This is a genomic window from Maridesulfovibrio sp. FT414, from assembly GCF_050916235.1.
In the GTDB taxonomy this organism is placed as follows: domain Bacteria; phylum Desulfobacterota; class Desulfovibrionia; order Desulfovibrionales; family Desulfovibrionaceae; genus Maridesulfovibrio.
The window spans coordinates 1,957,674-1,984,440 of the sequence record NZ_CP104854.1 but is presented as its reverse complement, the minus strand read 5'-3'; the positions used below and the strand labels follow the sequence as shown (position 1 = coordinate 1,984,440).

Here is a 26,767-nt window from a genome sequence, read left to right as displayed (position 1 = left end):
TTTTTTTTTCGGATCAATTCAACTCAGAATAAGCATTCCTGTTGCTGCTCTGTGCAATGACAATTGTCGTGTGCCGCAGCGACGCCTTAACAAAAGTACATCCTCCGGCAGGATCGCCGAAGGTATACATTGGCTAAAGAACAGGCAGGTAAGTGGAGATTTCGTACTCGGTTACCTGAGTTCTGTAATGATCCCATTCCTTGATCTTGTTCATGTAAAGATTGGAATGAATATGATCACCGAGGCATTCACGGATCAATTCACTGTTCTTCATTTCCACGGCGGCTTCATAGAGGTTGCCGGGGAGAGCGGTAATACCGTGTTCCGAAAGTGTCGGTGCATCCATTGCGAATACGTTTTCCTCAATGGGAGCAGGAAGCTTGTAGTTTTCGTCAATTCCCTTGAGACCTGCTGCAAGCATTACCGCAAAGCAGAGGTAAGGGTTGGCGGCCGGGTCTGGGCAACGCAGTTCCATTCTGGTGGCATTTTCCTTTCCGGGCTTGTACATGGGCACACGAACGAGGGTGGAGCGGTTCTTGCGGGCCCATGATACATAAACCGGAGCCTCGTAACCGGGCACCAGACGCTTGTAGGAGTTGACCCACTGGTTGGTGACGCAGGTCATTTCCGGTGCGTGCTTGAGTATGCCGGCAATGTAGCTCTTTCCCTCCGCGCTGAGATGGTATTCGTCGTTGGCATCAAAGAAGACATTGCGTCCGTTTTTGAACAGGGACTGATGCACATGCATGCCGGAGCCGTTCTCACCGAAAATGGGCTTGGGCATGAAGGTGGCATAAATGCCGTGTTTGCGGGCAACTTCCTTAACGATGACCCGGTAGGTCATGGCGGTATCGGCCATTTTCATGCCTTCGGCATAACGCAGGTCGATTTCGTGCTGACTGGGTGCCACTTCGTGGTGGCTGTATTCGACATCATAGCCCATCTGCTCAAGCGAGAAGATGATGTCACGGCGCACATCGTTACCAAGATCAAGGGGAGGAGCATCAAAATAGCCGCCGCGGTCAATGATCTTGGTCCCCTTGGCATCCTGAAAGAGGAAAAATTCAAGCTCGGGCCCTACGTAGTAGGTATAACCGCGTTCTGCGGCCTTATCGAGAGTCCTTTTGAGCACCCAGCGGCTGTCGCCCTCGTAAGGGGTTCCGTCGGGGTTCTGAATGTCACAGAACATGCGGGCTACAGGACGTTCGGTAGGACGCCATGAGCAGAGCTGAAAGGTGGTAGGATCAGGGATGGCGATCATGTCGGACTCTTCAATTCTGGTGAATCCCAGAATGGAAGAACCGTCAAACCCCATACCTTCCTCAAAAGAGGCTTCAAGTTCCTTGGGGGTAATCTGGAAGCTTTTTAATGTCCCCAGAATGTCTACAAACCAGAACTGAACGAAACTGATATTGTAGTCGCGGACAGCTTTCAGAACATCGTCGGCATTCTTGCAGTTAAAAATTGGCGCAGTCACGGGTTTTCCCTCCTTAAACTATGTAGATAATTTAAGTTTGTTATGCCGAGCAAACTAAACCAGAAAGTAGCCCGGCCTTAATGGCAATTACAACAGTAGGTGATTACTTGGAAAAATATGAATTCAAGCCGAAAACTACCCGATCATAGCTGAATACGCTCATTGTATGCAAACCATATCAGCTAAAATTCCGGGAAGTAATCTCTATTGGTGCTCTATAAGATCGCGGACCTCGCGAAAATAAGTGAGGATAAATGCGGGACTCTGCGGTTCGGAATTAATATCCAACCGCCTAAAAAAGGAAACTATATTTCCTTTTGGTGTTCTTGTTCGCTGAAAATACAGTTCGTGCAGGGGGCCTTCGGGCGATTTGAAGGAGAGAACCCAGTCACGGCCTTCCCTGCGCCATACCTTGGACGCATTATTCTCTTTTCTTACCGTGACCAGATAAATCAGCTCATCAAGGGTGAAAGGATGTCCGGGCTTGCCGGGCATACCCAGAAATTCGTCGTTCTCTGAGCGGATAACCACCGGAAGATCCATGAATTCCTTTTCCGGGTCCACTTGGGTTCGGTCTGATTCAAAAGCATAGGAATCGGAATCGCCATTTTCTCTCTTGATGGTAACCACTTTCTTGGCCGTAACCCTTTCGGGCTGCGGAAGACCGCCGAGCTCCGAAATAGCGGCACGAATTTCGGCAAGCAGCTCCCCGCTGCCGGGCACACTGCTGTTCTGACTCTCCAGCAGTTCCTTCAGGGATTTTTCCATCCGCGCAAGCCGTTGCTCTGCCCGGGCCTGAGCTGTGACCAGTGCGGCAAGGCCGTTCATCATCTGAGTGGTGGTGCGGGCCAGCTTTTCAAATTCATCGCAGGGTATACCGGCATCGCTTTTACTTTCCGATAGCTGACGATTTTCCTTAACAGACTCAAATTCAATCAAAAGTTTTTCACGAATCTGCTTAACAGAGAAGTTGTTCTCAAAAAGATCGCGAATACGGAGGCAAAGCTTGTCTGTACCTTTGCGGAACCGGAGGGGCTTGCCGTGACCGGAGATAAAAAAGAATTCGGGGAATTTTTTGCGGTAACTTTTGACCGTGGTGACAGACACGCCGGTAATATCAGAAAGGTCTTTGTGAGTGAAAGTGTCTGCGCTCATATAGATTCCAGTTCCTGGTTTGATATGGTTACGGGAAGCTTCAGCCCCCAAAAACGATCATCGGCAAGAGACAAAAGATGATGCAAAGGGGCTGGGCGGGCCGGAGCCAGAAAAACAGGCTCTCGATTTTGAAACCGGGTACCCTCAAAACAGGAAGCAATTATCTCTCCTATCCGGCTCCGCCCAAGACCGCATTCTTCTTACAACTGAGACCTGAAGGAGTTAAGATCGTCAGCGACAGAATGCGCAAAAAATAGACGTATATTTCAACTGACTTATCGATAACTTTTTAAGACAGGTAAGTCAATAATAATATAACAATACAAAGCTTAATTTGAACATATCTATGCTTACAGCTGCATGAAAGGCTATGAAAAATGATTATTGTCTTAGCTGCGCAAATAACAACCTCATGAGGAGTTTCATTAAAGCAACAACCTGAAGAAATTCCAAATCCCCACTAGCCGATAGGCGAGGAGCTTTGCCTCGAGTCTTACGGACATGAAAAAAAGAAATGCCTTGGCCCCCTTGCCCGACGACAAAATCAACTGACCAGATCCAAATCAGCTCAACAGTCCGCTGGAAACAACATTTGTTCGGCTAAGGGGGAAAGCCAACTAAAAAAGACAGAAGCGACAGCCGTCTCAAGACGGCTGTCGCTTCAAAACAGAGGTCATATACGGACCACAGCTGACAACGAGTGGAGTCGTGCCAGCCAGCGAAATGTAACATTACCCGGCGCTATAGCATAAATCAACCCGATTCTGCTGAAAAACGGATTCGGAGTGGGAACCATCCATCCCGACAGCACTCACTATTATACCGCTTATCGTAAATCAAATACGTCTTTTAGAGAGCTGAAATAAGCGCTGCTAACCTACCTATCATCTAACATAACATGAGAGGCATGGCTGACACTTTCAAATTTCCACACAACTCATCCAGATCAACTCATCTAAATGGATCATACGCAAACGCCCCCTTATAAAACAACACTATGTGCTCAGGAGCGAGGAACAGCCAGAAACCATTTCCAGGAAAATCAACCGGACTGCTATGTAATTGCTGCTTGTCAGAATAGTCCCCCTATATCTTTGTGCTCTTCAGCGAGGAGGCCGTTTGAGGCAACCATGATCTCCGAGGGCCCATTTCAAGGCATTAATTTGAGGCCTCCCTTTTGATTATCGAACAACTATCGATAACCATAAAAGCATTGGTAAATATCAATTTTGAAATCTGGTAAGGAGCGAAATCAGAAAAAGGACAACCAGTGCCGCCAGCAGAATGGTGTTAATATCTATACCGCCTCTGGCTTTCTGCCTCTTACGGTAACCGAAAATCATAATCAGGATGGAAATGAAAACTAGTAGCTTAAACATCAGTTCCCTTGCAGACCGGTCTGGACTTTAGGTTGTTGCACTTCAGCGCCCTTCATTGAGCTTTGCATGGACATCCGGGGGCAGGCTTTTCAGGCCTGAAATCCAAAGCACGCCGCACCTGTCGGTTACGATCAGATCAGTCAGATCAGAGTGTCCCGATTGAACTGCCCAGGGACAATCTGTAGTAAAGGCAGGCAGGAAAAGCAATTCCTGTATTATCCCGCTCCGGCAATTCCACAACGGAATCCATTCAACAGCATTAAGCCATCCCAGATCCGAAAAAAAGAAGCCCCCGAAAGTTCCAAAGAGACCTTACGGAGGCATCAGCGCTATTTTAAAGAATTGCTAGAAATCCTGAACTTCCCGTTTGGTGCTCAAGAAGCTGCTCAGGCTTTCCTTCTCCCTTTCAAGCCCTGAAGCACCGAGCTTAGCCTTGGCAAGCAACTTGCCCATTTCAACTGCAGGCTGATCTATGGGGTTAATCTCCATGAGCCAGCCGGTGAAGATTGTGGCCGCCATCAACAGCCCCATGAGTCTTCCTGCGGCTTCTTCGTTATCAGAAACCATCTTCATCTCGACCAGCGGTACTTTGTTGGCAGAAAGAGCCATTTTTGTGCCCAGTCCTTCCGCGTGAATCAGCTCACCGAAATTCTGCCCCTTGAGATAGGAGAATTTTTCCGGGAGCGCGTCCGGGAAAGGCATTCCCTGCGGCAGTGATGGGCAGGTCAGGAACAGGCAGCCCTTGTTGCGCGGACCATCCAGAAACATCTGGTTCACCGAATGTTGGTCCGTAGCACCGACAGCCGGAATAGGCTGGCTTCCCTTGCCTTCCTTACCGAGGCTTTCGGCCCAGAGCTGAGCAAACCACTGCCCGAAACAGGCCCACTGCGGGACATAGGAAAAGAAGATCAGCTCGTTATAGCCTTTGTCCATGAGGGTTGATCCCCAACAGGCCAGCTTGAATGACGGATGGTTGCGCAGGGAATCGGCATTCAGATTGGATGATGCGAGCGGGGAAAGGACAGCCGCAGCACCTTCCACAAGTGCGCGGTAGTCTATCCCGAGAAACATGGCCGGAAGAAGACCTACAGCAGACAGCACAGAATATCGCCCGCCGAGGTTGTCGGGAACTTCCAGAGTGCGGATATTGAGTTCATCCGCCTGTTCCCGCAGAAAACCTTTTTCCTTGTCGGTAATGAAAATTGTGTTCCGGTTCCATCTGTTGCCAAGGGCTTCCTGCATTTTCTCACGGACGAGAAAATACTGGCTGATGGTTTCAATGGTGCCTCCGGATTTGGAAACAACAGCGACCAGAGTTTTACCAAGAGGGAGTTTTTCAAGGTAGGCATCTAGGGTCTTGGCGCAGACATTGTCCGCGATCCAGAGCCATGGCCCATTGTGGCAGGGCTGATCCTGCTGTGGGAAGAAAGCCTTCTGCAAGGCCCGGGCACCAAGTGCGGACCCGCCGATACCCAGCAGAAGCATATGATCGAAACTTTTTACGTAATCCTCAAGACCGTCCAGCTCATGAAGCAGCTCGGCCATGAACGGCATGGAGCAGAAGGGCAGTTTACCAGCGGCCACTTCACCGCTGAAACGGGCGGCGATACTGCCCGCGGAATCCGCCTTGGATTCTGAATCAAGCTTTTCAAACCAACTGTCGGTCCAGTCAAGAACATTGGCAGCCATATTCGATCTCCATATATTTATGGTGTTATATCCCCTTCCGGCAGAGAACCGGAAGGGGAATTGCAGTCTCTCAAATATGACTATCTTTACGTAATTTTTATTTGTTCATCAACACATTACCGATTTTATTCAGTGAAGTTTTGAGAACTTCATCGTCAACGGCATAGGAGAAGCGGATGCAGCGGTCATCGCCGAAGGCGGAACCTGGTACGAGGGCAACGCCGGCTTCTTCCAGTATTTTGGTGCACATGGAAGCGGAATCAGGGGTTTCCTCGGTGTAGAAGGCGTCCAGAACCGGGAAGAGGTAGAAAGCTCCGTCCGGTTTGGCGCAGATTGCTCCGGGCCAGGAAGTAATAATGTCATATGCCAGGTCGCGACGTCTCTGGAAGGCCACCTTCATTTCGTCAATGAGATCCCATGGACCTTCAAAAGCAGCCAGTGCTGCCTTCTGGGCCATGGTGTTGACGTTGGAGGTGGACTGGCCCTGAATCTTGATCATGGCTTTGACCAGATCAGGATGGGCAAGAGCTGTTCCAACGCGCCAGCCGGTCATGGCAAAGCTCTTGGAAAGTGCGCCTACGATGGCGACATCTTCAGGATTCTTTTCCCAGAAGTTGGCCAGGGTGGAGTAATCTGCAGGAGCATAGACGAGGCGGTCGTAAACTTCATCGGAAACAATGAAGATGCCTTTGGACTTGGCCCAGTTGGCTATTTCATCAAGTTGTGCCTGAGGGTAATGCCCACCGGTAGGGTTGGAGGGGGTGTTCAGGATGAGCAGTTTGGTCCTGTTGGTGCAGGCTGCTTCGAGATCCTTGATTTCAGCCAGAAATCCTGACTCGGCTGTTGTGGGAACAATTACCGGCTTACCTTCGGCCAGTTCCACCATTGCCGGATAGCTGACCCAGTAGGGGGCAGGAATAAGAACTTCGTCGCCCGGATCAATGAGGGCCATGAACAGGTTGTACAGAGAATGCTTGCCGCCATTACTTACGATGGTGTTCTCCGCAGCCGCTTTGGCTCCGTAAAACCTGCCGTAATAATCGGCAACAGCCTTGCGCAGTTCCGGAAGGCCGGGTACTGCGGTGTAGCGGTGAAACCCGTCATCGACGGCTTTCTTCATAGCTTCACAGACATGTGCCGGAGTGGGGAAATCAGGCTCGCCAACCGCAAGGCTGACAATTTCCTTACCCTGTGCGCGCAACTCCTGTGCCTTGGCATTGACTGCCAGAGTTGCGGACGGCTTGGCTCTCATAAGTCTTTCAGAAATTTTCATATCTCTTTCCTGCTGCTTGAGTTATATGTTGCTCCCTGGGCCACCTACAATGTACAAGCATATACCGAAACATATGATTTCAGTCAGTTATAGCCTGAATCTTGTGACGGCACTCAACTGCCGGGATGTTTTCAGGGAATGAATCCGGTCCATGCTTTACAGCGGAACTTAAATGAAAACAGTCCAGAGGTAAATATTTCTATGGTCTGTAAGAAATTTTCCCTATCCTTTTAACAGCGCTTGTCAAAAAGCGGATATGACGGACTGGGAAATGATAATGTTTTTTGCAAAAGCAGCCCGGCCCTGCTACAAACTCAGGCAAGGAGAACAACAATGATCTACAGATTCCTTATAATATCCGTGATGCTGCTCGGCTTTGCCGCCTGCGCACCGGTCACCATGAACGGCGAACTGGTTTCCGGCGAAGGTGACACTCTCGGACCGGCCCAGATGGTGGCGGCTGATATCCGCGGCCTCAGAAAATATACTGTCAGAGCGCAGATGCCTGATGAAACCGTATTCAGCGGAGAAATGAAATACGGCCAAAAGAGCGTTACACTTTTTGATGCCAACGGCGTCAGCATGCAATGCACTTTCTCTCTCAATGATTCCGCCAAGGGTTTCGAGGGCGGCGGCACAGGAAAATGCTCCATCTCCGACGGCCAGACCCTCGACGTGAAATTCTAATTCCGCTCACGGGTGCTTGAATGATCCGGCTGAACCGGCTTTCCCACAGCTTCGGGCCCAACTGGGCTCTGAAAGATGTATCCCTGCACATAGGCAAGGGCGAATTTATTTTCCTGACCGGCCACTCCGGAGCGGGAAAAACAACACTGATGCGCCTCCTGTACGGAGCCCTTCCGCTTAAACGCGGTCAGGCCACTGTTGCGGGCTTTGATCTGCACGATATGAAGCGAGGCCAGATTCCCATGCTGCGCCGCGAGCTCGGCGTGGTCTTTCAGGATTTCAAAATCCTGCCGAACCGTTCCGTATACGAAAACGTGGCGCTGGCCCTTACCGTACGCAGCATGCCGAAATCCACAGTCGACAAAAGGGTCCGGGCCATCATCAGGGCTTTGGGGCTTGAGAACAAAAGCTACACCAAGTGCCGCCAGCTTTCAGGGGGCGAACAGCAGCGGGTGGCTATCGCAAGGGCCATGGTGGTAAACCCCAAGCTCATCCTTGCCGACGAACCCACCGGGAACCTCGATTTTGAACTATCCCTACATCTTATGGAAGTCTTCAAGCAGTTCAACACCCACGGAACAACTGTGGTGATGGCAACACACAGCCGAGAGATACTGCGCACTGTCCCTGATGCAAGGATAATCCACCTTGAAGACGGCCAGCTCTGCGATCCCCCGGCCCATCTGCTTGAGGAGTGCTGCCCATGCTAGCTCTATTCTTCAGACTGATCGGGCGCGGCATCCGGGATCTGGGGCTTCATCCCTTGGCGAACATATTCACCCTCATTGCCGTAACCATGGTTTCCCTGCTGGCAGGACTGTTCATGATTACCCTGCACAATGTGAATCAGGAGCTGCTCAAATCAAAAGGGCAGGTCGAGATCCAGATTTTCTGGCAGTCCGGAGCTCCGCTTGCCGACGTCGAAAAGCAATGGGCGGATCTTGAAACAATAGACGGCCTCAAGGACATCCGCACCTTTACGCCGGACAACGCACTCAAGCAGCTTTCCGATGCGTTGAGTGATTCCGATGATTTTTCATGGCTTGGTGAACAGAACAACCCCCTGCCGCCAACCGCACTGCTTTCTTTTTCCATAGAGCCCGGGGTAAAAAATGATCGCTGGGCAGCAAATCTTCTGCGGGAATTAAAAGGGCTTCCCTTTGTGGACAAGGTTCATTACAATCCCCTGCAGATCGACCTTGCCAGAGGCTGGATCAACCTGACCCAGTCCATTGTGTGGCCCGTAATCGGTTTTCTCGGTTTCGTGGTTGCCCTTGTGGTCGGCAATACAATGCGCCTTTCCCTGATGACCCGTCACGACGAAATCGAAATTCTATATCTCGTCGGAGCAAAACAGTGGTTCATCAGGCTGCCACTGCTTACCGGAGGAGCCCTGCTGGGGTTCTTTGGAAGCTCAATTGCTCTCGGCATCCTCTACGGAGCCCAGCAGCTCTTTTCCGAGATCCTGAATTTTCCGCCGCTGTTCATGAAGATACACTTCCTTCCACCGGAACAGTGCGCTATCCTGCTGGGAACCGTCACTCTCATAGGAATGCTGAGCAGCTTCGTGGCTGTTAAGCATTAGCCGGCAACCATCAGGCTGGGCAGGAGCATAAGGAACAGACAGTTGCCGCTTCCAGTATGCCTGAGACTCGAGACAAAGCTTTCCGCCCGGAAAAGCGGACTATCTTTGAAAGTCAGTAGACGCAAAATTAACATGCATAGCGGTAATGGCCTGAAAACATATTCAGGCTCCAACTCCTTTTCCCGATACGGTCGTATCGCCGCTCAGCAAAACAGTGGTTTTCTGCGGCAGAATCACATGCAATTACCTAAACAAACAGGAATTCCAAAGGTCCACTAGCCGTTAGCTGTGTGTGATGAAAATTTTGTTCTTTTCCCAATGACGTTTTGCCAGTTCACATAGCGAACCCTTTTGCAAAAGGGTTTAAGCCCCCGGAGAGCCGCCGGAGGCATCTTTTACAGAACTAAGGCAATAGTCATTTTCCCAAAAGGTTTCAAGCCACCCGGCAGGGCTGCCGGACGCATACAAATATGAGGAATCAAAATGAGAAGTAAAAAAATGACTGGAGGGCTGGAGAAAGCCCCGCATCGTTCCCTGCTTTACGCACTGGGTATGTCCAAGGACGAGGTAAGCCGTCCCCTGATCGGTATCTGCAACGCAGCAAACGAGATCATTCCCGGGCATGTACACCTGAACACCATCACCCGTGCCGTCAAGGACGGTGTCCGTCTGGCCGGTGGCGTGCCCATGGAATTTCCTGCGATCGGAGTATGTGACGGACTGGCCATGAACCATGCCGGAATGCGCTACTCCCTGCCCAGCCGCGAAATAATTGCGGACTCCATCGAGATCATGGCCACTGCGCATCCCTTTGACGCACTGGTGCTGATCCCCAACTGTGACAAGATTGTTCCCGGTATGCTCATGGCCGCCCTGCGCCTGAACATTCCCACCATCATCATCAGCGGCGGTCCGATGCTGGCCGGTCGCAAAGATGGCAAAAAAGTGGATTTGATCACTGTTTTCGAAGGAGTCGGACAGGTCAAGGCCGGCAACATGAGCGAGGACGAACTTTCCGTACTGGAGCAGAGTGCCTGCCCCACCTGTGGTTCCTGTTCTGGCATGTTCACCGCCAACTCCATGAACTGCCTGTCTGAAACCATCGGTCTGGCCCTGCCCGGCAACGGTACCATCCCCGCAGTCATGGCCGAACGCACCAGACTTGCCAAGGCCGCTGGCGCACAAATCATGACCCTGCTGGAAAAGGACATCAAACCCCGCGACATCGTCACCGCAAAGAGCCTTAAAAACGCAGTGACCATGGATATGGCTCTGGGCTGCTCCACCAACACAGTGCTGCACCTGCCCGCCATCTTCAACGAAGCAGGCCTCAAGCTCGACCTGACCGTGTTTGACGAAATCAGCCGCACTACCCCCAACCTCTGCAAACTTTCTCCGGCCGGTCCCAACCACATCGAAGACCTTCACGCAGCTGGCGGCATACAAGGCGTAATGGCCGAACTTTCCAAGTCCGGTCGCATTGAGCTTGATGCCATGACCGTTACCGGCATGACCGTGGGCGAGAACCTCAAAGCCCTCAATGCCGGTATCACCAACAATGAAATCGTCCGTCCGGTAGATAATCCGTACTCCAAGGAAGGCGGAATTGCAGTCCTCTTCGGTAACATTGCCGAAGACGGATGTGTTGTTAAGCAGTCCGCCGTTGCTCCGGAAATGATGAAACGTACCTGCAACGCCAAGGTCTTCAACTCCGAAGAAGAAGCCGTTGAAGCTATTCTCGGCAACAGGATCGTCAAGGGCGATGCTGTGGTCATTCTTTACGAAGGCCCCAAGGGCGGTCCCGGCATGCGCGAAATGCTGACCCCGACCTCTGCCATTGCCGGCATGGGACTGGGTGCTGACGTTGCCCTGATCACCGACGGTCGTTTCAGCGGTGGAACCCGCGGAGCAGCGATCGGGCACGTTTCCCCGGAAGCCGCTTCCGGCGGTGCAATCGGCCTCGTAAAGACCGGCGATGTGATTGAGATAGACATTCCCGGCCGCTCCATCAACGTCATACTTGATGAAGCCGAGATGGATCGACGCAGGGCGGAATTCAAGCCCATTGAAAAGGAAATGCCTTCCGCATTCCTCAAGCGTTACAGCCAGAATGTAACCTCTGCTTCAACCGGAGCTGTCTACAAAAAATAGTTCCTTTCCCTGTCCGGAGTGGAAATCATGCCTTGGTTTCCACTCCGGATACTTCTCCTGCCCCGCATTCAAATCCAAGTATCGCAGACCAGCCAACAGTTTTCCCTGCAGTGATCCCTTTGCTGCATGATACCGATACGACTTTCTGCTGATTTACTCTCCATAATTAATAATACCCCGGATTTGAAATAGACAATCCTCCAAGCAGACTATATTTTAACCTCGCTTGATGCTTAGGATATTCATGGATCCTTCATTCTGAAGGATTCATACATGCCCTGTCGGAGCAATCTTTCAAGCACGCCAGCAGGAATTCTTTCGGCAGGGACCAGTGAGGGAAGAAAATGTCAAAAGTATATTTCTGGAATCTACGGACCAGCAGCAAGTCTCCGCATTCAGCGCGCATGCAGAAACTGCTCACACAGTCCGGGCTGAGTGCCATTATTGATCCTGGAAACCTTGTGGCTCTTAAAGTTCATTTCGGGGAGAGTGGAAATACCGGGTATCTGAATGCCCTCAATCTTCGCCCCATTGTGGATTTTATCAGGCAGGCAGGAGCCAAACCGTTTTTCACGGATACAAGCACTCTTTATGTAGGGGACCGGGGGGAATCTGTTTCACATGGCCTGCTCGCAGCACGCCACGGTTATGACCCCAACCTGATCGGCGCACCTGTTCTTTTTGCCGATGGACTGCGCAGTGAGTATGAAGTTGCCGTTCCGTACAAGGGCAACTACATTTCCGAAGCGTATGTCGGCGGAATGATCATGGAAGCCGATATGCTGATAACCCTGAACCACGTCAAAGGCCATGGGCTGGCCGGATACGGCGGGGCCATAAAGAACGTCGGCATGGGCTGTGCCTCCAAGAAGGGCAAAATGCACATGCACGTAACAACAGGTCCTTCGCTTGTTCCCGACAACTGTATCGGCTGCGGCGTATGCATCACTGAATGTGCCGCCGGGGCCCTTGACCTGGATGAAGACGGAAGAATAGCAATGGTCGGCAAATGTACCGGCTGCGGACGCTGCTTCCTGTCATGCCGGTATAATGCAATTGCCATCGACTGGGAGCAGGATGTAAGCGAGTTTACCAACCGTCTCATCGAGTACAACAAGGCCATCCTCGATAAGCTCAGACGTCCGGCAATGCACATCAATTTCCTTATGAACATCACCCCGGACTGCGATTGTCACGGCTACAGCGATGCCCCGATCTGCCCGGATCTTGGAGTCATGATCTCCTCTGATCCCGTTGCGGTGGATCAGGCTTCTCTTGATATGATCAACGCTGCTCCGCCGCTTTATCCCAGCCGTCTGCCCGAAGGACTCAGCCAGGGAGATGACAAGTTCAAAGCCCTGGCCCCGGAAACCCCGGACGGATTCGGACTCAAATATGCCGAAAAAATCGGGCTGGGCTCACGGAATTACAAACTGATAACCATCTGATGAACAACAGATTTCATTCTTTTGGTTATACAAAGATATTGTCCGCGAACTGCGGCCAGCGAAAACAAAAAAACAAACCGCAATATCTTCGGGATATTGCGGTTTATTTTTCGCCTGTCGAATTCACAGGAATCATCCTTCAGGCGGAAATAACTTTGCCTGTACGTTAGGCATTAATTTTATCAGCCATCGGGAAATTCTCGGCGCAGCTCAAGTATTTCTTCCAGATTATCAAAAAAAAGATCGGTAAGGTGCGGGTCAAACTGCTTACCCTTTCCTTCTTCGAAATATGCCTTGATCCGGTCAATTTCCCAGGCTTTCTTGTACACACGTTCGCTTCCGAGAGCGTCGAAGACATCGGTTATGGCGGTGATGCGCCCATAAATATGAACTTCTTCTCCGGCGATTCCGCGCGGGTATCCCTTGCCATCCCACCTTTCATGGTGCTCATAGGCGACGATTGCCGCAGCCTTGATTATAGGGCGGTCGGAATGTTTGAGAATCTCGTGGCCGATGGTGGTGTGAGTCTTGATTATGGCCACTTCGTCGGGTGTAAGTTTGCCGGGTTTATTGAGAATTGTATCGGGTATGCCTATCTTTCCGACATCATGCATGGGTGAGGCCAGTCGCAGAAGTTCTGCCTCCTCTCTGCTCATGCCGTAACGGCGGGCAAGTATGTATGAAAGTTCAGCCACGCGGCGAACGTGGTTTGCCGTCTCATTGGAACGTGTTTCCACAACTTCGCCAAGGGTCAGAATTATTTCCTTCTGGGTTTCGATTACCTCGTCCTGCAGGGCCATCAGTGCATCCTGCGCTTCCCGGCGCACCTTGATCTCCCGCCGCAGATCCTCGGTTCTTCTCTCAACCTCGAATTCAAGATGCTCCTTGTAGCGCCTGTTTTCCTTGATCAGCCGGGCTCTTTCAAGCCCCTGCCCAAGCACGTGCTCAAGAATCTTGAGGTCTACAATCGGTTTGGTCACGAAATCCCAAGCTCCAAGACGTACGGCATTTATGGCGTCCTGAATAAGCCCTGCACCGGAAACGACAATTATCGGAGTATCCGGACTTTCGGTTGATACCGCTTTCAGCACTTCAAAACCGTCAACCTTTGGCATGTTAAGGTCCACAAGTACAGCATCAGGTTTTTCCTGCCTGAACACATCAAGCCCCTCTTCCCCGTCACCGGCTCCGATTATATCAAACCCGGAATCGCTGAGATAGTCACTGATGGTTTCGCGGACGAAGGCTTCATCGTCAATAACAAGTATGGTTAATTCAGAATTATCCAAGACTTACCCCTGATACTTTATGTGGTATTTGGACCATATCCATTGCAGGCATTATGAAGTGTAACAAAAAAATCTTTTATTTGAAATTCTTATTAAAACAAGACAAAAAATCAAGTCAGCAGTGAAAAAAAATGCCGGAAAGCAAAACGCTTTCCGGCACTATCTTAATCGACAAAAGAGAACAGCACAGAACTAGTCCTCAAACCTCTTCATGGAAATGATGCTGATGGGATCAGCCGGAACGTCATCCATGGGTCCGTAGGAACGGGTCTTTACTTTCTTGATTTTTTCAACGGCTTCCATGCCGTCGACAACCTTTCCGAACACGCAGTAGCCCCAGCCCTGAGGGTTCTTTCCGCTGTGGTCGAGGAAGCCGTTATCCTTCACGTTGATGAAGAACTGCGCAGTTGCGGAATGGGGATCCATGGTACGAGCCATGGCAAGGGTTCCCAGTTCGTTCTTGAGGCCGTTGTCGGCTTCGTTCTCAACAGGAGCGTGGGTTTCCTTCTGTTTCATGGAAAAATCGAAACCGCCGCCTTGAATCATGAAGTTATTGATAACACGGTGAAAAAGAGTTCCGTCGTAGAAGCCTTCATCTACATAACGCAGAAAGTTGGCTACGGTCTTGGGTGCTTCGTTTTCGTAAAGTTCGATGAGAACCTCGCCAGCAGGGGTCTCCATCAGTACCAGGGGATTGGACATATTTATATTCCTCCGATTTATTTCTTGCCCTTCAAGGGAAATCTTCACTTACAATAAAAAGAAAAAGTAGGCTACTCCGACAAACATAAGCAAAATGCTGGGCAAGGCAATCTTTTTCCAGGCAGAATACATGTCCACCTTGAAATATTCGCAGGTCAGCAGGAAGCAGATATGCAGCGGCGAGGACATTATCCCGGCAAATCCGGAGAACATGCACAGCACCATCCATGCGGGCAACTGCTCGGAAAGTCCGGAGGCGTGAACAAGCCCCACCACCAGCGGCATGGCCGAGCCCACAAATGCCAGTGTTATTCCGGAAATGAATCCCACCAGAAAGGGAATAAGCACTGCTGCGGCAATGAGGGCTGTTTCCCCTCCGGCCATCCTGGAAAGTTCATCCACCAGCCCGCTTGCCCCAAGGACATCCTTGAAGACAAATACACAGACAATCATGAAGACCATGTTCAGGAAACGTTTCTCAAGCAACAGGCCGCGGACAATGGGCAATGAACCGGAGTTGGCAAGGAGCACGCACAGCACAGCAGCCGTCAGGGCCAGCAGGATTCCGATCTCAAAAGGGATGCCGGGGGAAAAGAATGCCAGAACCGCCTCAAAGAACAGTGCGCCGACAATGGCTGTAATCAGCGGCAGCCCTTCGACTATTACCTTCCATATTCCCGGACGGGGCAGTTCCCTAACCGATTCCGCCCCGTTGTTCTTCATGGGCAGAACGGAAGGACGCAGAAAGAAAAAGCAGCCAAGCGCAATGCAGGCCAGCGAGCCCGGGAAAGTATAACCTATGAACTGGAAAATGGACATTGAGCAGAGCGATGCAGCCAGAATCATGCCCGGATAAAGAGGCCAGGCCAGCTCCCATAAATGACGGAACCAGTAGTTGATAACCGCCTTTTCGCTCCCGGAAACATCAAGTCCCCCGGCAGCTTCCTGAATCATTGGAGCGGAGAAAATTGCACCGCCGGGCATGGGCAGAAGACCGATCAGGGCCGGGAAAAATACCAGCCTGAGCCTTGGGCTGCGCAGATAGCCGGTAAGGGATTCCATAATCCTGCCGGCCTGTCCGGTCCGCTCAAGCAAGCCGCTCAGAACCATTATGAGGGCCACAATCAGGGCGAGGTAAACTGTTTTAGGCTCAGTCAAAGCCGCCGCGGAGACCAGCAGAAACTTTCCAGCTCCCATTGAGGTCATCAAAGCAAGAATGGCTGCTCCGGCCAGAATTGACGGGCCGACTCCGAGCCGCAGCCTGATGCCCGCAAGCATGAGTATGAAAACAAGAATAATTTTAAAAAGCGGAAAAATACTGACAAGGAAATCCATGGGGACCCACCGTAGAAATGTCTGTGGACAGAATGTGTAAGCGCCTGAAACAGGGATGATGCAGGGCTGTACCATGCCACTGAGCAGGATGGGTTGTAAAGGCTGAATCAGTCCCGGTTTGCTTCCCTGATGGCGATTACCTCATCAAGGTTATCCAGAAAAACATCCAGAATCTGGGGATCAAAGTGTGTGCCGCGGCCTTCCTTCATTATGGAAACTGACTTTTCAATGGTGAAAGGTTCCTTGTAGGGGCGCCTGCTGGTCAGGGCATCAAAAACGTCTGCCACCGCGCAGATCCGTCCCGGAAGCGGGATCTCTTCTCCGGCCAACCCGCAGGGGTATCCGGAGCCATCCCATTTCTCATGGTGATTGTGCGCAATCACGGCCCCCATCTTCATGTATTCTGAATTACCAAGGGAAAGAAGATTGCTGCCGATGGCGGCGTGGGTTTTCATGGTTTCCCACTCCTTTTCATCAAGCTTGCCGGGCTTGAGCAGGATGCAGTCGGGTATCCCGATCTTGCCGATGTCATGCATGGGACTGCTGGTGAGGATTAGTTCCACGGTCTTTTTATCCAGACCCATTCTACGGGCGATCAACTCGCTGTAGCCGGCCATTCTGATGATATGCGAAGCTGTGTCCTCGTCCTTGTATTCTGCGGCAGCGGAAAGATAATGAATGGTTTCCACATGCGCCCGGTCCAGCCTCGAAAGGGCCATCTGAAGTTCCAGAGTCCTTCTTTCGACCATTTCGTGCAGATCTGCCTGAAAAAACTTTACCTCGTCCTGCCGGGCTTTGAGCTTGAGCATTGATTCGGTACGTATTTTAAGCTCCACCAGATCCAGAGGCTTGGTTATGAAATCGTTGGCTCCGGCCTGAACGGCTTTGAGCCGGTCCTCCTTCTGGGAAAGAGTGGTGACCATTATGATCGGTATGTCCGCGGTTTCTTCATTATTTCTGACCAGCTCCACAAACTCAAAACCGTCCATGACCGGCATCTTCACATCACTCATAATCAGGTCGTAAGTACGGTCAAGTATCTCCAGGGCCACAACAGCATTCTCAGCCCCTACAACCGAGTGGCCGAGTTTTTCCAGAAAGCCTTCAAGCAGAATAATGTTATGAGGCTCATCATCCACTACGAGTATTTTTGCGTTGGCGATCATTGAAACACCTTGTGCCCTATTCCAGATTATGCGGAATGGAAATCGTGATGCAGGTTGTATCCGACTGATCCGATGTTTCCATAATTATACCATAGTTCATCGTATCTGCCATCAATTTAGCGGAATAGGTCCCCAGACCGGTTCCGTTGCTTTTGCCCTCGGTCACATACTTCTGGAAAAACCGCTCTCTGATCCGGGCTGGCACGGCTCCCTTGTTGCTGAAAGAAACCGAAACATGGTCAGAATCCGCAAAACTTACAGAGACAATCCCATTCACCGGGGACGCCTCTATGGCGTTGGTCAGCAGCCCCGAGAAAAGAGAGTACATAAGACGCTCTTCGCCCCAGACAAGAAAGCTGGAATCTTCCGTTGCCTTCTCGCCGTTCACTGAAATATCTACATTCACCTTTCTGGCTGAAATTGTCGACCCGCACTGTACTACTACCTGTCTGGCAACATACACGGCATCAATCTGCTGGGGGGTATATACGTATTTCCCGGTTTCCATCTTGAACATATCCAAAGACATGTCGATCATGTGCAGCATGTTCTTTCCTGAATCCTCAATGACCTTAAGCAGATGCAGCTGATTATCCGTAAGGTTGTCATCCATACTCAGCAGACCGGGCAGACCGATAATACCATTAAGCGGTGTCTTGAGGTCGTGTCGCATGATGAGATCCACATCGTTCTTGAGCTGCTCAAGCGCTTTCTTGGCGTCAATATCCTCCTTAACTGCAACATAGCTGACTATCTGGCCCTTGCCGTTGTAAACTGCGGAAATGGACGCGGATTCCCAGTACAGGGAACCATCCTTTTTCCTGTTGGCAATTTCTCCGCGCCAGGTCTCACCACTGGTAATTGTCTCCCACATCTCCCGGTAAAACCTATTGTCATGTTCTCCGGATTTGAGAATCCTGGGGTTGGCACCAATGGCCTCTTCTTTGGAATACCCGGTTTCATATGAAAAGTGCGGATTCACATACCGGATTGTTCCCGCTGTATCAGTGATAACCACGGATACTGGAGCATTTTCAATTGCTCTGGTCAGAACCTTCAGCTTCTCTTCCCGTTCCTTGCGTTCAGTAATGTCAATGGCAACACCTTCAAATAGATATTCGTCCCGGTTGTAATCAAATGTCATATAACCGAATACGGCAAGGAACCTCTCTCTTCCTTCCGGACTCAGATAGGCGATTTCATACTCCACGGTATCCAGTTCTCCGGAAATTACCTTCTCATTATTCTCCAGTGCAACTGCAAGTGAATCCGGCTGTATATCAATAACGTCTGTCCAGCGACGGCCCAGTCCCTTTTCCAGTGGTCCGTAGCCCAGCATCTCAAATCCCTCGCTGAGGTTTACGAACTCTCCGCAAATTGTATGCGCAAAGAATATGAATTTACTGCTCAATTTTTTAGTGACGTGGTCAAAACGGGTCTTTGCTTCAAGCAGTTCCTTTTCAATCAGTTTTCGTTCAGTGATATCGAGGATGGTTCCATAAGCGCGCACGGCAATTCCGTTCTCGTCACAATCGAATCGTCCCTGCTCCGAGATATACCTCACCTTACCATCCGGCCGGATAATCCTGTGGTCGATATTGTAGGCACTGCAATCCTTTCTCGCTTCCATGTAAATATTGCCTATAAATCTGCGGTCTTCAGGGTGGACAAGCCGGAGAAAGCCCTTTTCTGAAGGACTGAAGGACTCCTTGCTTACCCCGAAGATCCTGTAGGTCTCGTTGGACCACCAGATCTTGCCGCTCTGCAGTTCAAGGCTCCAGTTTCCGAGATGGGCTATGGTCTGAGCCTCACTCAGCTTGGTTTTCACCTGCTCGACTTCAACATTCTTGGAAATAATCTTGACTGCCGCCAGAGAGATTCCGAGGACCAAGAGGAACATGAAAAAATGAATCAGGTACGAATTCGGCGGGATATTGTCCCAACCGGCCATCGGCATGGCAGCAAGTTGCCAACTGCCGGAGGAAAGGGACACCGGCATCAGTATGGCTTTCATTTCAGGATTGAATATCTCCGGATCACCGAAGAAAATCTCACCATCGGCTCCTTTACCGTCAACGCCGCGAATAGCCAGCCGAATGTTTCTTTCGGATTTCACTCCGGCCTTGCCCAGCAACAGATCCTCATCAATAACCGCGGAAACAACTCCCCAGAAAGCTTCCCTCAACTCGTTCCTTACAAAGACCGGGACCCTTCCGATAAATGCCCGTCCTCCCTGCACAAGATTAACCGGTCCGGCCACAATCATTCTGCCGGTCTTTTCTGCCAGACGGCACTGCTCCCACTGTTCCGGGACCTTCCGGTAATCAAGCCCGACAACCCCCTCATTCCCCCGCAGAGGATAAACATACCGGACAACATAATCAGGAGCTGCTCCGATAGCGCGGATCATTTTGGAGCTGTAGAGCACCTCTCTTGAATACTGGTCAAAATTACCGGCGGAAAGATCAGGATTCAGGGATATGTAATTTGCCAGCCCCTGAACAATATAAAGATTGCTGGAAATCTGCTTTTCCAGCCTGGCCCTGATTGTCGCCGCCTGCAGATGGACACTCAAAATCTGATCATTCCTATAACGCTGAAAAAGCTGATGCTGGATAAAAATATCCAGAACCACGGCGGCAAACAGAATTACAGCAATATATTTTGCAACTGTCAGGGTGGATCTTTTCATTTGATGCTTTCTTACAGGCTTTGCCTTTAAAAATACAACCGGATTAAAAAACAAAAAAAGGTGTTTCTTCTTATAAAACACCGGCGAACTGATTACGCAAGAAAAACGCTCTCCGTAACAACAAATATACATATATCAACTATGAGAACAAATTATAATCAGGAAGGGTTAAGGTTACTGCTGCCGTTAAAAACAATCTGCCACAGTCTTTCGAACGCATGGCCGGTATTTTCTGCATCCAGCGGATCGGATTCAATAATGGAGAGACCGTTCTCATAAAACGACAACGGCCGGACCAGAATCCGATCCCTGCGGACAATGAACAGACCGGTCGCGGCACTGGCGATAAACCTTTCCGGGGCAGCCTGTCCGAACATCCTCTCAAAAACCTTTCCTACAGGAATATCCTTGCCCCAGCCGGGCCAACGCCCCTTTTTGGACGGATCAGCCATCTGGTGAGGACGTCCCAGCCGGTCGCAGACCATACGGAACCATGCAAACCCCTTGAAGGGAACACGACGCTCCACATGTTCTGCAATAAGGGCATTAAGCGTCCTGCAGTCGGCTCCCTCTTCCATGTGGAAGAATGGAGAGCCCTGCAGAAAAACCACGAATTCCGGAAAATCAGGATAGTTGCGCACAATATGTGTCAGGTAGGTATGGGACTCCCGACCGATATTTGGCAGAACGACAGCTCCTTCAACAGGGCCGGTTCCTTTATTGTAGACAACGGAAGGACAATCCAGCTCTGCCAGCCAGGAGATGTCCTCGCTGTATCTTGCTATGACCGCCTGCACCTTTTCACGTTCAAACCTCAAGAGGATTCACCTTCCCTGCAGTCAGTGGCCAGCGGACAGCTCCACAGGACCAGAAAGCCCAGCAGTCCTGCCACAACTGAAGCTGCCAGAATGCTGAACTTGGCATTCACTATAAATGGAGAGCTGTCATCCCACGCAAGGGTGGCAATAAATATGGACATGGTAAATCCGATTCCGGCCAGCAGTGATGCCCCGAAAAAATGGCCTGGAGACATACCGCGCGGCATATCCGCAAGTCCGAGCCTTATGGAAGCCCAGCTGGCAAGGCAGATTCCTATGACCTTTCCGCCGATGAGACCGAAAAAGATGCCCAGACTGACAGGATGGAACAGATCAATTCCTGCTCCTTCGCCACTGATATTGATTCCGGCATTTGCCAGGGCAAAAATGGGCATGATCGCAAAGGCCACCCAGTAATGCAGATTGTGTTCGATTCTCTTAAGCGGTGGAGAGGCCTTGAGCACATCCTTGCTCATAAGACCAAGGGCGGAAAGCATCTGCTTGTTGGAGATTGTTACAGCTCCGTCTCCGGCCGCGTTATCGTAATCTTCAAGGTGTCCGCTCATTGAGCCGACGAAATCCTTGCAGCAGATCCGCGTTGAAGCCGGGATGGTCATGGCAGCAAGAACACCGGCAACAGTAGCGTGCACTCCGCTCTTCAGAAAAGCCAGCCACATTATTATGCCGAGCAGCAGATACGGCAGCGGAGCCCTGACTCCTATGCGGTTCAGCAGCAGCATGCCGAAAAAGACCACGATACCGATGCCGATTGCCAGCAAGGATATTCCCGAAGAATAAAAAACAGCAATGACCAGAATTGCACCGATGTCATCGACAATAGCAACAGCCGTAAGGAAGACCTTAAGACTAAGGGGAACCCTGTCGCCGAGCATGGACAGAACGCCTAGTGAAAAAGCAATGTCGGTAGCCATGGGAATCCCCCAGCCGTCGGCGGAAGAGGCTCCCGAATTGAACAGTGCATAGATGACAGCCGGAACAGCCATCCCACCCACAGCCGCAAAGATAGGCAGGGAAGCCTGACGCAGCGAGTTAAGTTCGCCGACCAATATCTCCCGCTTGATTTCAAGGCCGACCAGAAAAAAGAACACTGCCATAAGGCCGTCATTGATCCACAGGATTGCCGGTTTTGAAAGAATAAATTTTCCGGCCCCTACGGTCAGGGGAATATTCTTGAACGTCTCGTATAAATCTCCCAAAGGGGAATTAGCCCAGATCAGGGCTATTGCCGTAGCTGCTATCAGTACAAGACCACCTGAGGATTCAACCCTGACGAACTCGTAGAACGGCTGCAGCATAAGGTCTATTGTGCGCGGTTCAGTCCTGGTCAAAACTCTTGCCTTAATCATTTCTATGCTACTCCCTGTCACTATTTCCTGAAAAAAAGTTCATTCTGGATAAAACTGAACCTGTTTTCAATTAAAATCGGTTTTCCTCAACTTCGGGATGTTTCACCCCACAAGGTATAACAGGATTTCCCGGTAAAGAAAAACAGGGAGTGTGCATTGGCATCAAATGTCCTGAACGGAAGCTCCCCTTAAAATCTTATATCTCGAAAACACCCCTGAGATCAGCATGATGCCCGCAAGCACCAGAAAACACCCGGAATAATGAAACCAGCGCAGCTCCTCGCCCAGCAGAAGTGCAGACAGGCAGACAGCGGAAACCGGCATGATCCCGGTAAATATTCCGGCAACCGAAGCTGGAACATGGACCACCCCTGCAAACCAGAAAAGGTAGGCCAGAACCGTAACCACAACCCCGTAATAAATCACTGCGCACCATCCCAACACCGGAACTGCTGAAATGTCGGTTACGATATATTCATATATGGAAGCAGGAAGAAACCAGAACAGGCCCAGCAGGGAAATCAGGGCAGTGGCAGCAAGGGGGGACAGCGGATCATTTATCCATTTGCGGAAGACAAGGAACATCGATTCCGCTGCAACAGCGCCGAGCACCAGAAGAAAACCAAGTGCCGAACTGCCGCCTCCTCCCCCCTCCGCCCCGGTGTTGAGCACCAGAATTCCGGCAAGTGACAGAGTTATTCCGGCCATGACCGGGACAGAGATTTTTTCCCTGAAAAAAAACAGTCCGATCAGCCCCATGAAGGCCGGGGTGGTACTGGTTATTATGCCGGCAGAGGCCGGGCTGACATGTCTGAGTCCGAAGAGCAGGCAGACTGTAAACAGAAATGATCCGCACAAAGCCTGCAAGGCAAGGATAGCCCAGCTTCGCCTTGAGAGCTTCGGAAAGCCCCCCTCTTTAAGAAACAGGACAGGCAGGATCAGGGCAGATGCCAGAAGAAAACGAAGACCCGAGGATAAGAAAACAGGCAGGCTGTCCACCATGATTTTTCCGGCGACAACCGAACTGCCGACAATTACCATGGCCAAGGCCAGATTCAAGGATGCTTTGAACATTCGATACTCCTTTTTTGGAGATCGAACCTAGCCGGAAGAGGATTCCCTGTTTTGGATAAAATTGCGGTATCTGCCGGGAGTTAACCCGAACTGTCTGCTGAAATGACGGGTAAAATGGCTCTGATCAAAGAAACCGCATGCAGCAGCAATGTCGGCCAGCCGCATTGAAGAGTCGAGCATCCCTCTTGCCCGATTCACCCGGGTCTGCATCAGGTAGGCATGTGGAGTTATGCCGGTCTCCTTCTCAAAAACGCGTACAAAGTGATAGTGACTCAGGCCTCCAAGTGAAGCCAGCTGTTCAAGGCTCAGATCCCTTTCATAGCAGTCTTCAATGAACTCACGGGCCAGATTGACAGCCCTGTGCTCATGTCCGGGGTCTGTCAGGCCCCCTCCGGCATCTGCATGGCGGGTGATCCAGCCGGTCAAAAGGCCAAGAAGCAGGGTTTCCTTTTCCAAAGAGGAGGTAGAGGGGCAGGACACCGCTCTGTGCACTTCCAGCAATCTGGCGGACAGCCACCTGTCGTCGAGAATTCCCTGTCTGAAGTGGGGCTGTTCCGGGCGCTTTGAAAGTTCCGCAGCAGCGCCGAGCAGAACTTCAGGCGGCAGGTAGAACATGCTGTAGGTCCAGCCCTCATCCTCTGCAGCATGTCCGTCATGCACTTCTCCGGGCACCACCAGATTGACCTGTCCGCTTGAAGCCACAAGATCGCAACCGCGATACCGGAAAGCCATGGCTCCCCGTTCTATTACTCCTACGGCATAATCTTCATGCATATGTCTGGAAAAATTCTGGGAAACATAGCTGGCCCGGAGCACTTGAATCCGGCTTCCCATGAACGGAACCTGTTTAAAAGCAAGAATTCCGTTCAACTGCTGTTTATTTTCAATGTTTTTTCCCATGACTTAAAAATTAATGGTTTCTACTTCAAATGCAAGAACTGAAGATTATATTTTTATTAATTGATGAAATATGTTGACTTGTTCCGGCGTTATGTTTAGGAATGCATCTCCGGCGCCGAGGTAGCTCAGTCGGTAGAGCAGGGGACTGAAAATCCCCGTGTCGGGAGTTCAATTCTCTCCCTCGGCACCACTTGAGAATTCAACCCTCATGAGAAATCATGAGGGTTTTCTTTTTTACCCGCCGAAATTATTCCCAATATCTCATTGCCACGCCAATTTTCGATTACGAATTGTAAAAAAGGCAACTTTTCTTTTTTAATGATTCGCAAAATTATGTACATTGGATGAACCGACTAGGCTCCATTGGGCATGTCACAGCTGAGTAAAAAACTTTTCTCTGGGGGATAAGATGAAGCTATCTGCAAAGCTAATGCTTGGTTTTGGTTCGGTTCTCGGCCTGCTGCTGATTCTGGCGGCGATATCGTTTTGGGCTCTTGATAACTCCAGTGACGGCTTCACACAGTACCGGGAACTGGCCCGCAACACGAACCTCACCGGACGACTGCAGGCTAACATGCTCATGGTGCGTATGAACGTTAAGGATTTCATCCTCTCAGGCAGTGACAAGTCCCTTAAGGAATATGAGGATTATTACAAAAAGATGCGCGGTTTCATGGACGAAGCCATTAAAGAGATTCAGAAACCGGAACGGGCAAGATTGGTGGCTGAAGCAAACGAGCGAGTAGGTTCGTACGGGGAAGCTTTTGCAGAAATAAAAAAATTCCGCGATGAACGTAATCATTATGTTAACGATATACTGACTGCTAACGGAATGCAGTTGGAAAGCAAGCTGACCCGTATTCTGGAAACAGCTGAACGTGACAACGACATGGACGCAGCTGTAAAAAGCGGATACGCGATGCGCAACCTGCTGCTGGCAAGGCTTTATGTAGCAAAATTTCTAGAAGATAATACGCAGTCTTCCGTAAACAGAGCCAGAAGCGAAATGGAGTCTCTGGACAAGAGCCTTAATATTCTTGAACAAAATATCCATGATCCGGAAAGACGCAAACTTCTGGCCGAGATAATTACCCTCAAAGAGCAATATGTCTCCGCTTTCAACAGCCTGACCAAAGTAATTTTTGCCAGGAACGAAGTCATTACCGGCAAACTGGAGAAGCTGGGTCCTGAAATAGCCAATGACGTGGAAGACGTAAAACTGTCCGTCATGGCTGATCAGGAAATTCTCGGCCCCAAACTGCAGGCAGCCAACAATCAGGCCATCATGATGGCTGTCATCCTTAGTGCCGTTGCCCTTGCAGTCGGAGTTCTCACAGCCGGGTTCCTTATCAGAACAGTGAACAGGCAGCTTGGCAGCGATCCTGCTGAAATCGCAATTGTAGCACGTCGCATTGCAGCTGGTGACCTTGACCTCCAGTTTATTGAACCGGCTATCGGGGTATACGGCAATATGAAAGAAATGGCCCTTCAACTCACTCAGGTTGTTGCCGATGTACGTGAGGGGTCAACCAACGTTGCCTCAGGAAGTACTGAGCTGTCTGCCTCTGCTGAAGGGCTTTCCCAGGGAGCGACTGAACAGGCCGCATCAATTGAAGAGGTTTCAGCTTCAATTGAAGAAATGGCCAGCAACATTCAGCAGAACACCCTCAACGCCAAAACCACCGAGGACATCGCCATTCAGGCAGCCGACGATGCCCGCGAAAGCGGAGCAGCCGTTAATACGGCCGTCTCAGCAATGAAAAACATTGCCGAAAAAATCTCCATCATTGAGGAGATTGCCCGCCAGACCAACCTGCTGGCACTTAACGCAGCTATTGAGGCCGCCCGGGCAGGTGAGCACGGCAAGGGATTCGCGGTTGTTGCCGCCGAAGTTCGCAAGCTGGCAGAACGTAGCGGCAATGCCGCCGGTGAGATCAGCGAACTTTCCGCCACCACGGTGACCGTAGCGGAAAAAGCCGGGGACATGCTTGAAAAACTGGTGCCCAACATCGAAAAAACAGCCGAACTGGTTCAGGAAATATCCTCTGCCAGTTCGGAACAAAACGCAGGAGCGACCCAGATCAGCAAGGCGATTGCCCAGCTTGACGCGGTAATCCAGCAGAATGCTTCGGCTTCCGAAGAAATGGCCTCCACCAGCGAAGAACTCTCCGCCCAGAGCCTACAGCTTGAAAACACCATTTCATTTTTCAAGGTCAGCGGTTACGGCGGAATGAGGCATTCACGTCCTAAAGCGCTGCCCCAGGCTCCAAGACGGGCAGCAGCGTCCTCTGCACCTGCGCCTGCCCCGGCACCCAAGCCCCATAAGCCAAGGCCTGAAGCTTCTGACTTCGGCGGACTATCCCTCGACATGGGGGCCGACGACAATGACTTTGAAAAGTTTTAATCTCCCTGCATAACTGTTCCCGATAAAAGCAGCCCCAGCCTATCCGGTGAAGGCTGCTTTTTTATTCGGTACCGCCCAGTTATAAAGTCATCCTTCTTAACAAAGACAAGATAGCTTTAATAGCTGAAATCGTGTAGGCATGTATGAAGCTTAAAAGAATATCGCTGAAAGTAACT

General features: G+C 50.7%; 19 protein-coding genes, 1 tRNA gene and 1 pseudogene. 7 read left to right on the top strand and 14 right to left on the bottom strand.

What is annotated here, in order from left to right; genetic code table 11:
• Positions 1–133: 133 nt before the first annotated feature.
• The 5 genes from N7E73_RS08820 to N7E73_RS08800 form a co-directional block, all read right to left on the bottom strand.
• A complete protein-coding gene (locus N7E73_RS08820) occupies positions 134–1,477 on the bottom strand; it encodes a glutamine synthetase family protein (RefSeq protein WP_432738693.1) in 1,344 nt (447 codons plus the stop codon).
• Positions 1,478–1,681: 204 nt separating this feature from the next.
• Complete coding sequence (locus N7E73_RS08815) at positions 1,682–2,632, bottom strand: hypothetical protein (protein ID WP_432738692.1); 951 nt, start codon at positions 2,630–2,632, stop codon at positions 1,682–1,684.
• A 1,223-nt stretch (positions 2,633–3,855) separates the two neighbouring features.
• A complete protein-coding gene (locus N7E73_RS08810; RefSeq protein WP_432738691.1) occupies positions 3,856–4,011 on the bottom strand; it encodes a hypothetical protein in 156 nt (51 codons plus the stop codon).
• A gap of 345 nt (positions 4,012–4,356) precedes the next feature.
• A complete protein-coding gene (locus N7E73_RS08805; protein ID WP_432738690.1) occupies positions 4,357–5,700 on the bottom strand; it encodes a glucose-6-phosphate isomerase in 1,344 nt (447 codons plus the stop codon).
• A gap of 97 nt (positions 5,701–5,797) precedes the next feature.
• Positions 5,798–6,973, bottom strand: coding sequence for a pyridoxal phosphate-dependent aminotransferase (locus tag N7E73_RS08800; protein WP_432738689.1), 1,176 nt, complete (start codon positions 6,971–6,973; stop codon positions 5,798–5,800).
• A 333-nt stretch (positions 6,974–7,306) separates the two neighbouring features.
• Between N7E73_RS08800 and N7E73_RS08795 the strand changes: the two genes are divergently transcribed.
• The 5 genes from N7E73_RS08795 to N7E73_RS08775 all read left to right on the top strand — a co-directional run bounded on the left by N7E73_RS08795 (position 7,307) and on the right by N7E73_RS08775 (position 12,844).
• Entirely contained in the window at positions 7,307–7,660 is a 354-nt protein-coding gene (locus N7E73_RS08795; protein ID WP_432738688.1) for a hypothetical protein, read from the top strand.
• A gap of 20 nt (positions 7,661–7,680) precedes the next feature.
• On the top strand, positions 7,681–8,370 hold the full coding sequence (gene ftsE / locus N7E73_RS08790; RefSeq protein WP_432738687.1) for a cell division ATP-binding protein FtsE: 690 nt from the start codon (positions 7,681–7,683) through the stop codon (positions 8,368–8,370).
• Complete coding sequence (locus N7E73_RS08785; RefSeq protein ID WP_432738685.1) at positions 8,364–9,245, top strand: cell division protein FtsX; 882 nt, start codon at positions 8,364–8,366, stop codon at positions 9,243–9,245. Before ftsE ends, N7E73_RS08785 begins: the two co-directional genes overlap by 7 nt.
• 483 nt (positions 9,246–9,728) lie before the next feature.
• Positions 9,729–11,396: a dihydroxy-acid dehydratase gene (ilvD, locus tag N7E73_RS08780; protein ID WP_432738684.1), complete on the top strand. Its 1,668-nt coding sequence runs from the start codon at positions 9,729–9,731 to the stop codon at positions 11,394–11,396.
• Between the two features lie 344 nt (positions 11,397–11,740).
• Positions 11,741–12,844 carry a DUF362 domain-containing protein gene (locus N7E73_RS08775; RefSeq protein WP_432738683.1) on the top strand — a complete coding sequence of 368 codons (1,104 nt, stop codon included), beginning with the start codon at positions 11,741–11,743 and terminating at the stop codon, positions 12,842–12,844.
• Between the two features lie 182 nt (positions 12,845–13,026).
• On the opposite strand, the gene N7E73_RS08770 is transcribed toward N7E73_RS08775, so the two are convergent.
• The 9 genes from N7E73_RS08770 to N7E73_RS08730 form a co-directional block, all read right to left on the bottom strand.
• Positions 13,027–14,133 carry an HD domain-containing phosphohydrolase gene (locus N7E73_RS08770; protein ID WP_432738682.1) on the bottom strand — a complete coding sequence of 369 codons (1,107 nt, stop codon included), beginning with the start codon at positions 14,131–14,133 and terminating at the stop codon, positions 13,027–13,029.
• A 192-nt stretch (positions 14,134–14,325) separates the two neighbouring features.
• Complete coding sequence (locus tag N7E73_RS08765) at positions 14,326–14,835, bottom strand: peptidylprolyl isomerase (RefSeq protein WP_432738681.1); 510 nt, start codon at positions 14,833–14,835, stop codon at positions 14,326–14,328.
• A 48-nt stretch (positions 14,836–14,883) separates the two neighbouring features.
• Positions 14,884–16,170, bottom strand: coding sequence for a DUF401 family protein (locus N7E73_RS08760; protein ID WP_432738680.1), 1,287 nt, complete (start codon positions 16,168–16,170; stop codon positions 14,884–14,886).
• Positions 16,171–16,277: 107 nt separating this feature from the next.
• Positions 16,278–17,336, bottom strand: a complete 1,059-nt coding sequence (locus tag N7E73_RS08755) for an HD domain-containing phosphohydrolase (RefSeq protein WP_432738679.1) — start codon at positions 17,334–17,336, stop codon at positions 16,278–16,280.
• A gap of 16 nt (positions 17,337–17,352) precedes the next feature.
• Entirely contained in the window at positions 17,353–20,028 is a 2,676-nt protein-coding gene (locus N7E73_RS08750) for a PAS domain S-box protein (protein ID WP_432738678.1), read from the bottom strand.
• 158 nt (positions 20,029–20,186) lie between these two features.
• Entirely contained in the window at positions 20,187–20,846 is a 660-nt protein-coding gene (locus N7E73_RS08745; protein WP_432738677.1) for a DUF3431 domain-containing protein, read from the bottom strand.
• Entirely contained in the window at positions 20,843–22,213 is a 1,371-nt protein-coding gene (nhaA, locus tag N7E73_RS08740) for a Na+/H+ antiporter NhaA (RefSeq protein WP_432738676.1), read from the bottom strand. The genes N7E73_RS08745 and nhaA overlap by 4 nt, the downstream gene beginning before the upstream one ends.
• A gap of 162 nt (positions 22,214–22,375) precedes the next feature.
• Entirely contained in the window at positions 22,376–23,287 is a 912-nt protein-coding gene (locus N7E73_RS08735; RefSeq protein WP_432738675.1) for a DMT family transporter, read from the bottom strand.
• A gap of 27 nt (positions 23,288–23,314) precedes the next feature.
• Positions 23,315–24,121 (bottom strand): helix-turn-helix domain-containing protein, encoded by an 807-nt coding sequence (locus N7E73_RS08730; protein WP_432738674.1) that lies wholly within the window; start codon positions 24,119–24,121, stop codon positions 23,315–23,317.
• 180 nt (positions 24,122–24,301) lie between these two features.
• Between N7E73_RS08730 and N7E73_RS08725 the strand changes: the two genes are divergently transcribed.
• Both N7E73_RS08725 and N7E73_RS08720 read left to right on the top strand, forming a co-directional pair.
• Positions 24,302–24,377: transfer RNA gene (locus N7E73_RS08725), tRNA-Phe, on the top strand.
• Positions 24,378–25,679: 1,302 nt separating this feature from the next.
• A pseudogene (locus tag N7E73_RS08720) lies at positions 25,680–26,591 on the top strand (methyl-accepting chemotaxis protein); the annotation flags it as partial.
• Positions 26,592–26,767 lie beyond the last annotated feature (176 nt).

Coding starts and splice junctions, on each gene's coding strand:
- N7E73_RS08815 (WP_432738692.1), bottom strand. CDS start 2,632: ATGAGCGCAGACACTTTCACTCACAAAGACCTTTCTGATATTACCGGC.
- N7E73_RS08810 (WP_432738691.1), bottom strand. CDS start 4,011: ATGTTTAAGCTACTAGTTTTCATTTCCATCCTGATTATGATTTTCGGT.
- N7E73_RS08805 (WP_432738690.1), bottom strand. CDS start 5,700: ATGGCTGCCAATGTTCTTGACTGGACCGACAGTTGGTTTGAAAAGCTT.
- N7E73_RS08800 (WP_432738689.1), bottom strand. CDS start 6,973: ATGAAAATTTCTGAAAGACTTATGAGAGCCAAGCCGTCCGCAACTCTG.
- N7E73_RS08795 (WP_432738688.1), top strand. CDS start 7,307: ATGATCTACAGATTCCTTATAATATCCGTGATGCTGCTCGGCTTTGCC.
- ftsE (WP_432738687.1), top strand. CDS start 7,681: ATGATCCGGCTGAACCGGCTTTCCCACAGCTTCGGGCCCAACTGGGCT.
- N7E73_RS08785 (WP_432738685.1), top strand. CDS start 8,364: ATGCTAGCTCTATTCTTCAGACTGATCGGGCGCGGCATCCGGGATCTG.
- ilvD (WP_432738684.1), top strand. CDS start 9,729: ATGAGAAGTAAAAAAATGACTGGAGGGCTGGAGAAAGCCCCGCATCGT.
- N7E73_RS08775 (WP_432738683.1), top strand. CDS start 11,741: ATGTCAAAAGTATATTTCTGGAATCTACGGACCAGCAGCAAGTCTCCG.
- N7E73_RS08765 (WP_432738681.1), bottom strand. CDS start 14,835: ATGTCCAATCCCCTGGTACTGATGGAGACCCCTGCTGGCGAGGTTCTC.
- N7E73_RS08760 (WP_432738680.1), bottom strand. CDS start 16,170: ATGGATTTCCTTGTCAGTATTTTTCCGCTTTTTAAAATTATTCTTGTT.
- N7E73_RS08755 (WP_432738679.1), bottom strand. CDS start 17,336: ATGATCGCCAACGCAAAAATACTCGTAGTGGATGATGAGCCTCATAAC.
- N7E73_RS08750 (WP_432738678.1), bottom strand. CDS start 20,028: ATGAAAAGATCCACCCTGACAGTTGCAAAATATATTGCTGTAATTCTG.
- nhaA (WP_432738676.1), bottom strand. CDS start 22,213: ATGATTAAGGCAAGAGTTTTGACCAGGACTGAACCGCGCACAATAGAC.
- N7E73_RS08735 (WP_432738675.1), bottom strand. CDS start 23,287: ATGTTCAAAGCATCCTTGAATCTGGCCTTGGCCATGGTAATTGTCGGC.
- N7E73_RS08730 (WP_432738674.1), bottom strand. CDS start 24,121: ATGGGAAGCCGGATTCAAGTGCTCCGGGCCAGCTATGTTTCCCAGAAT.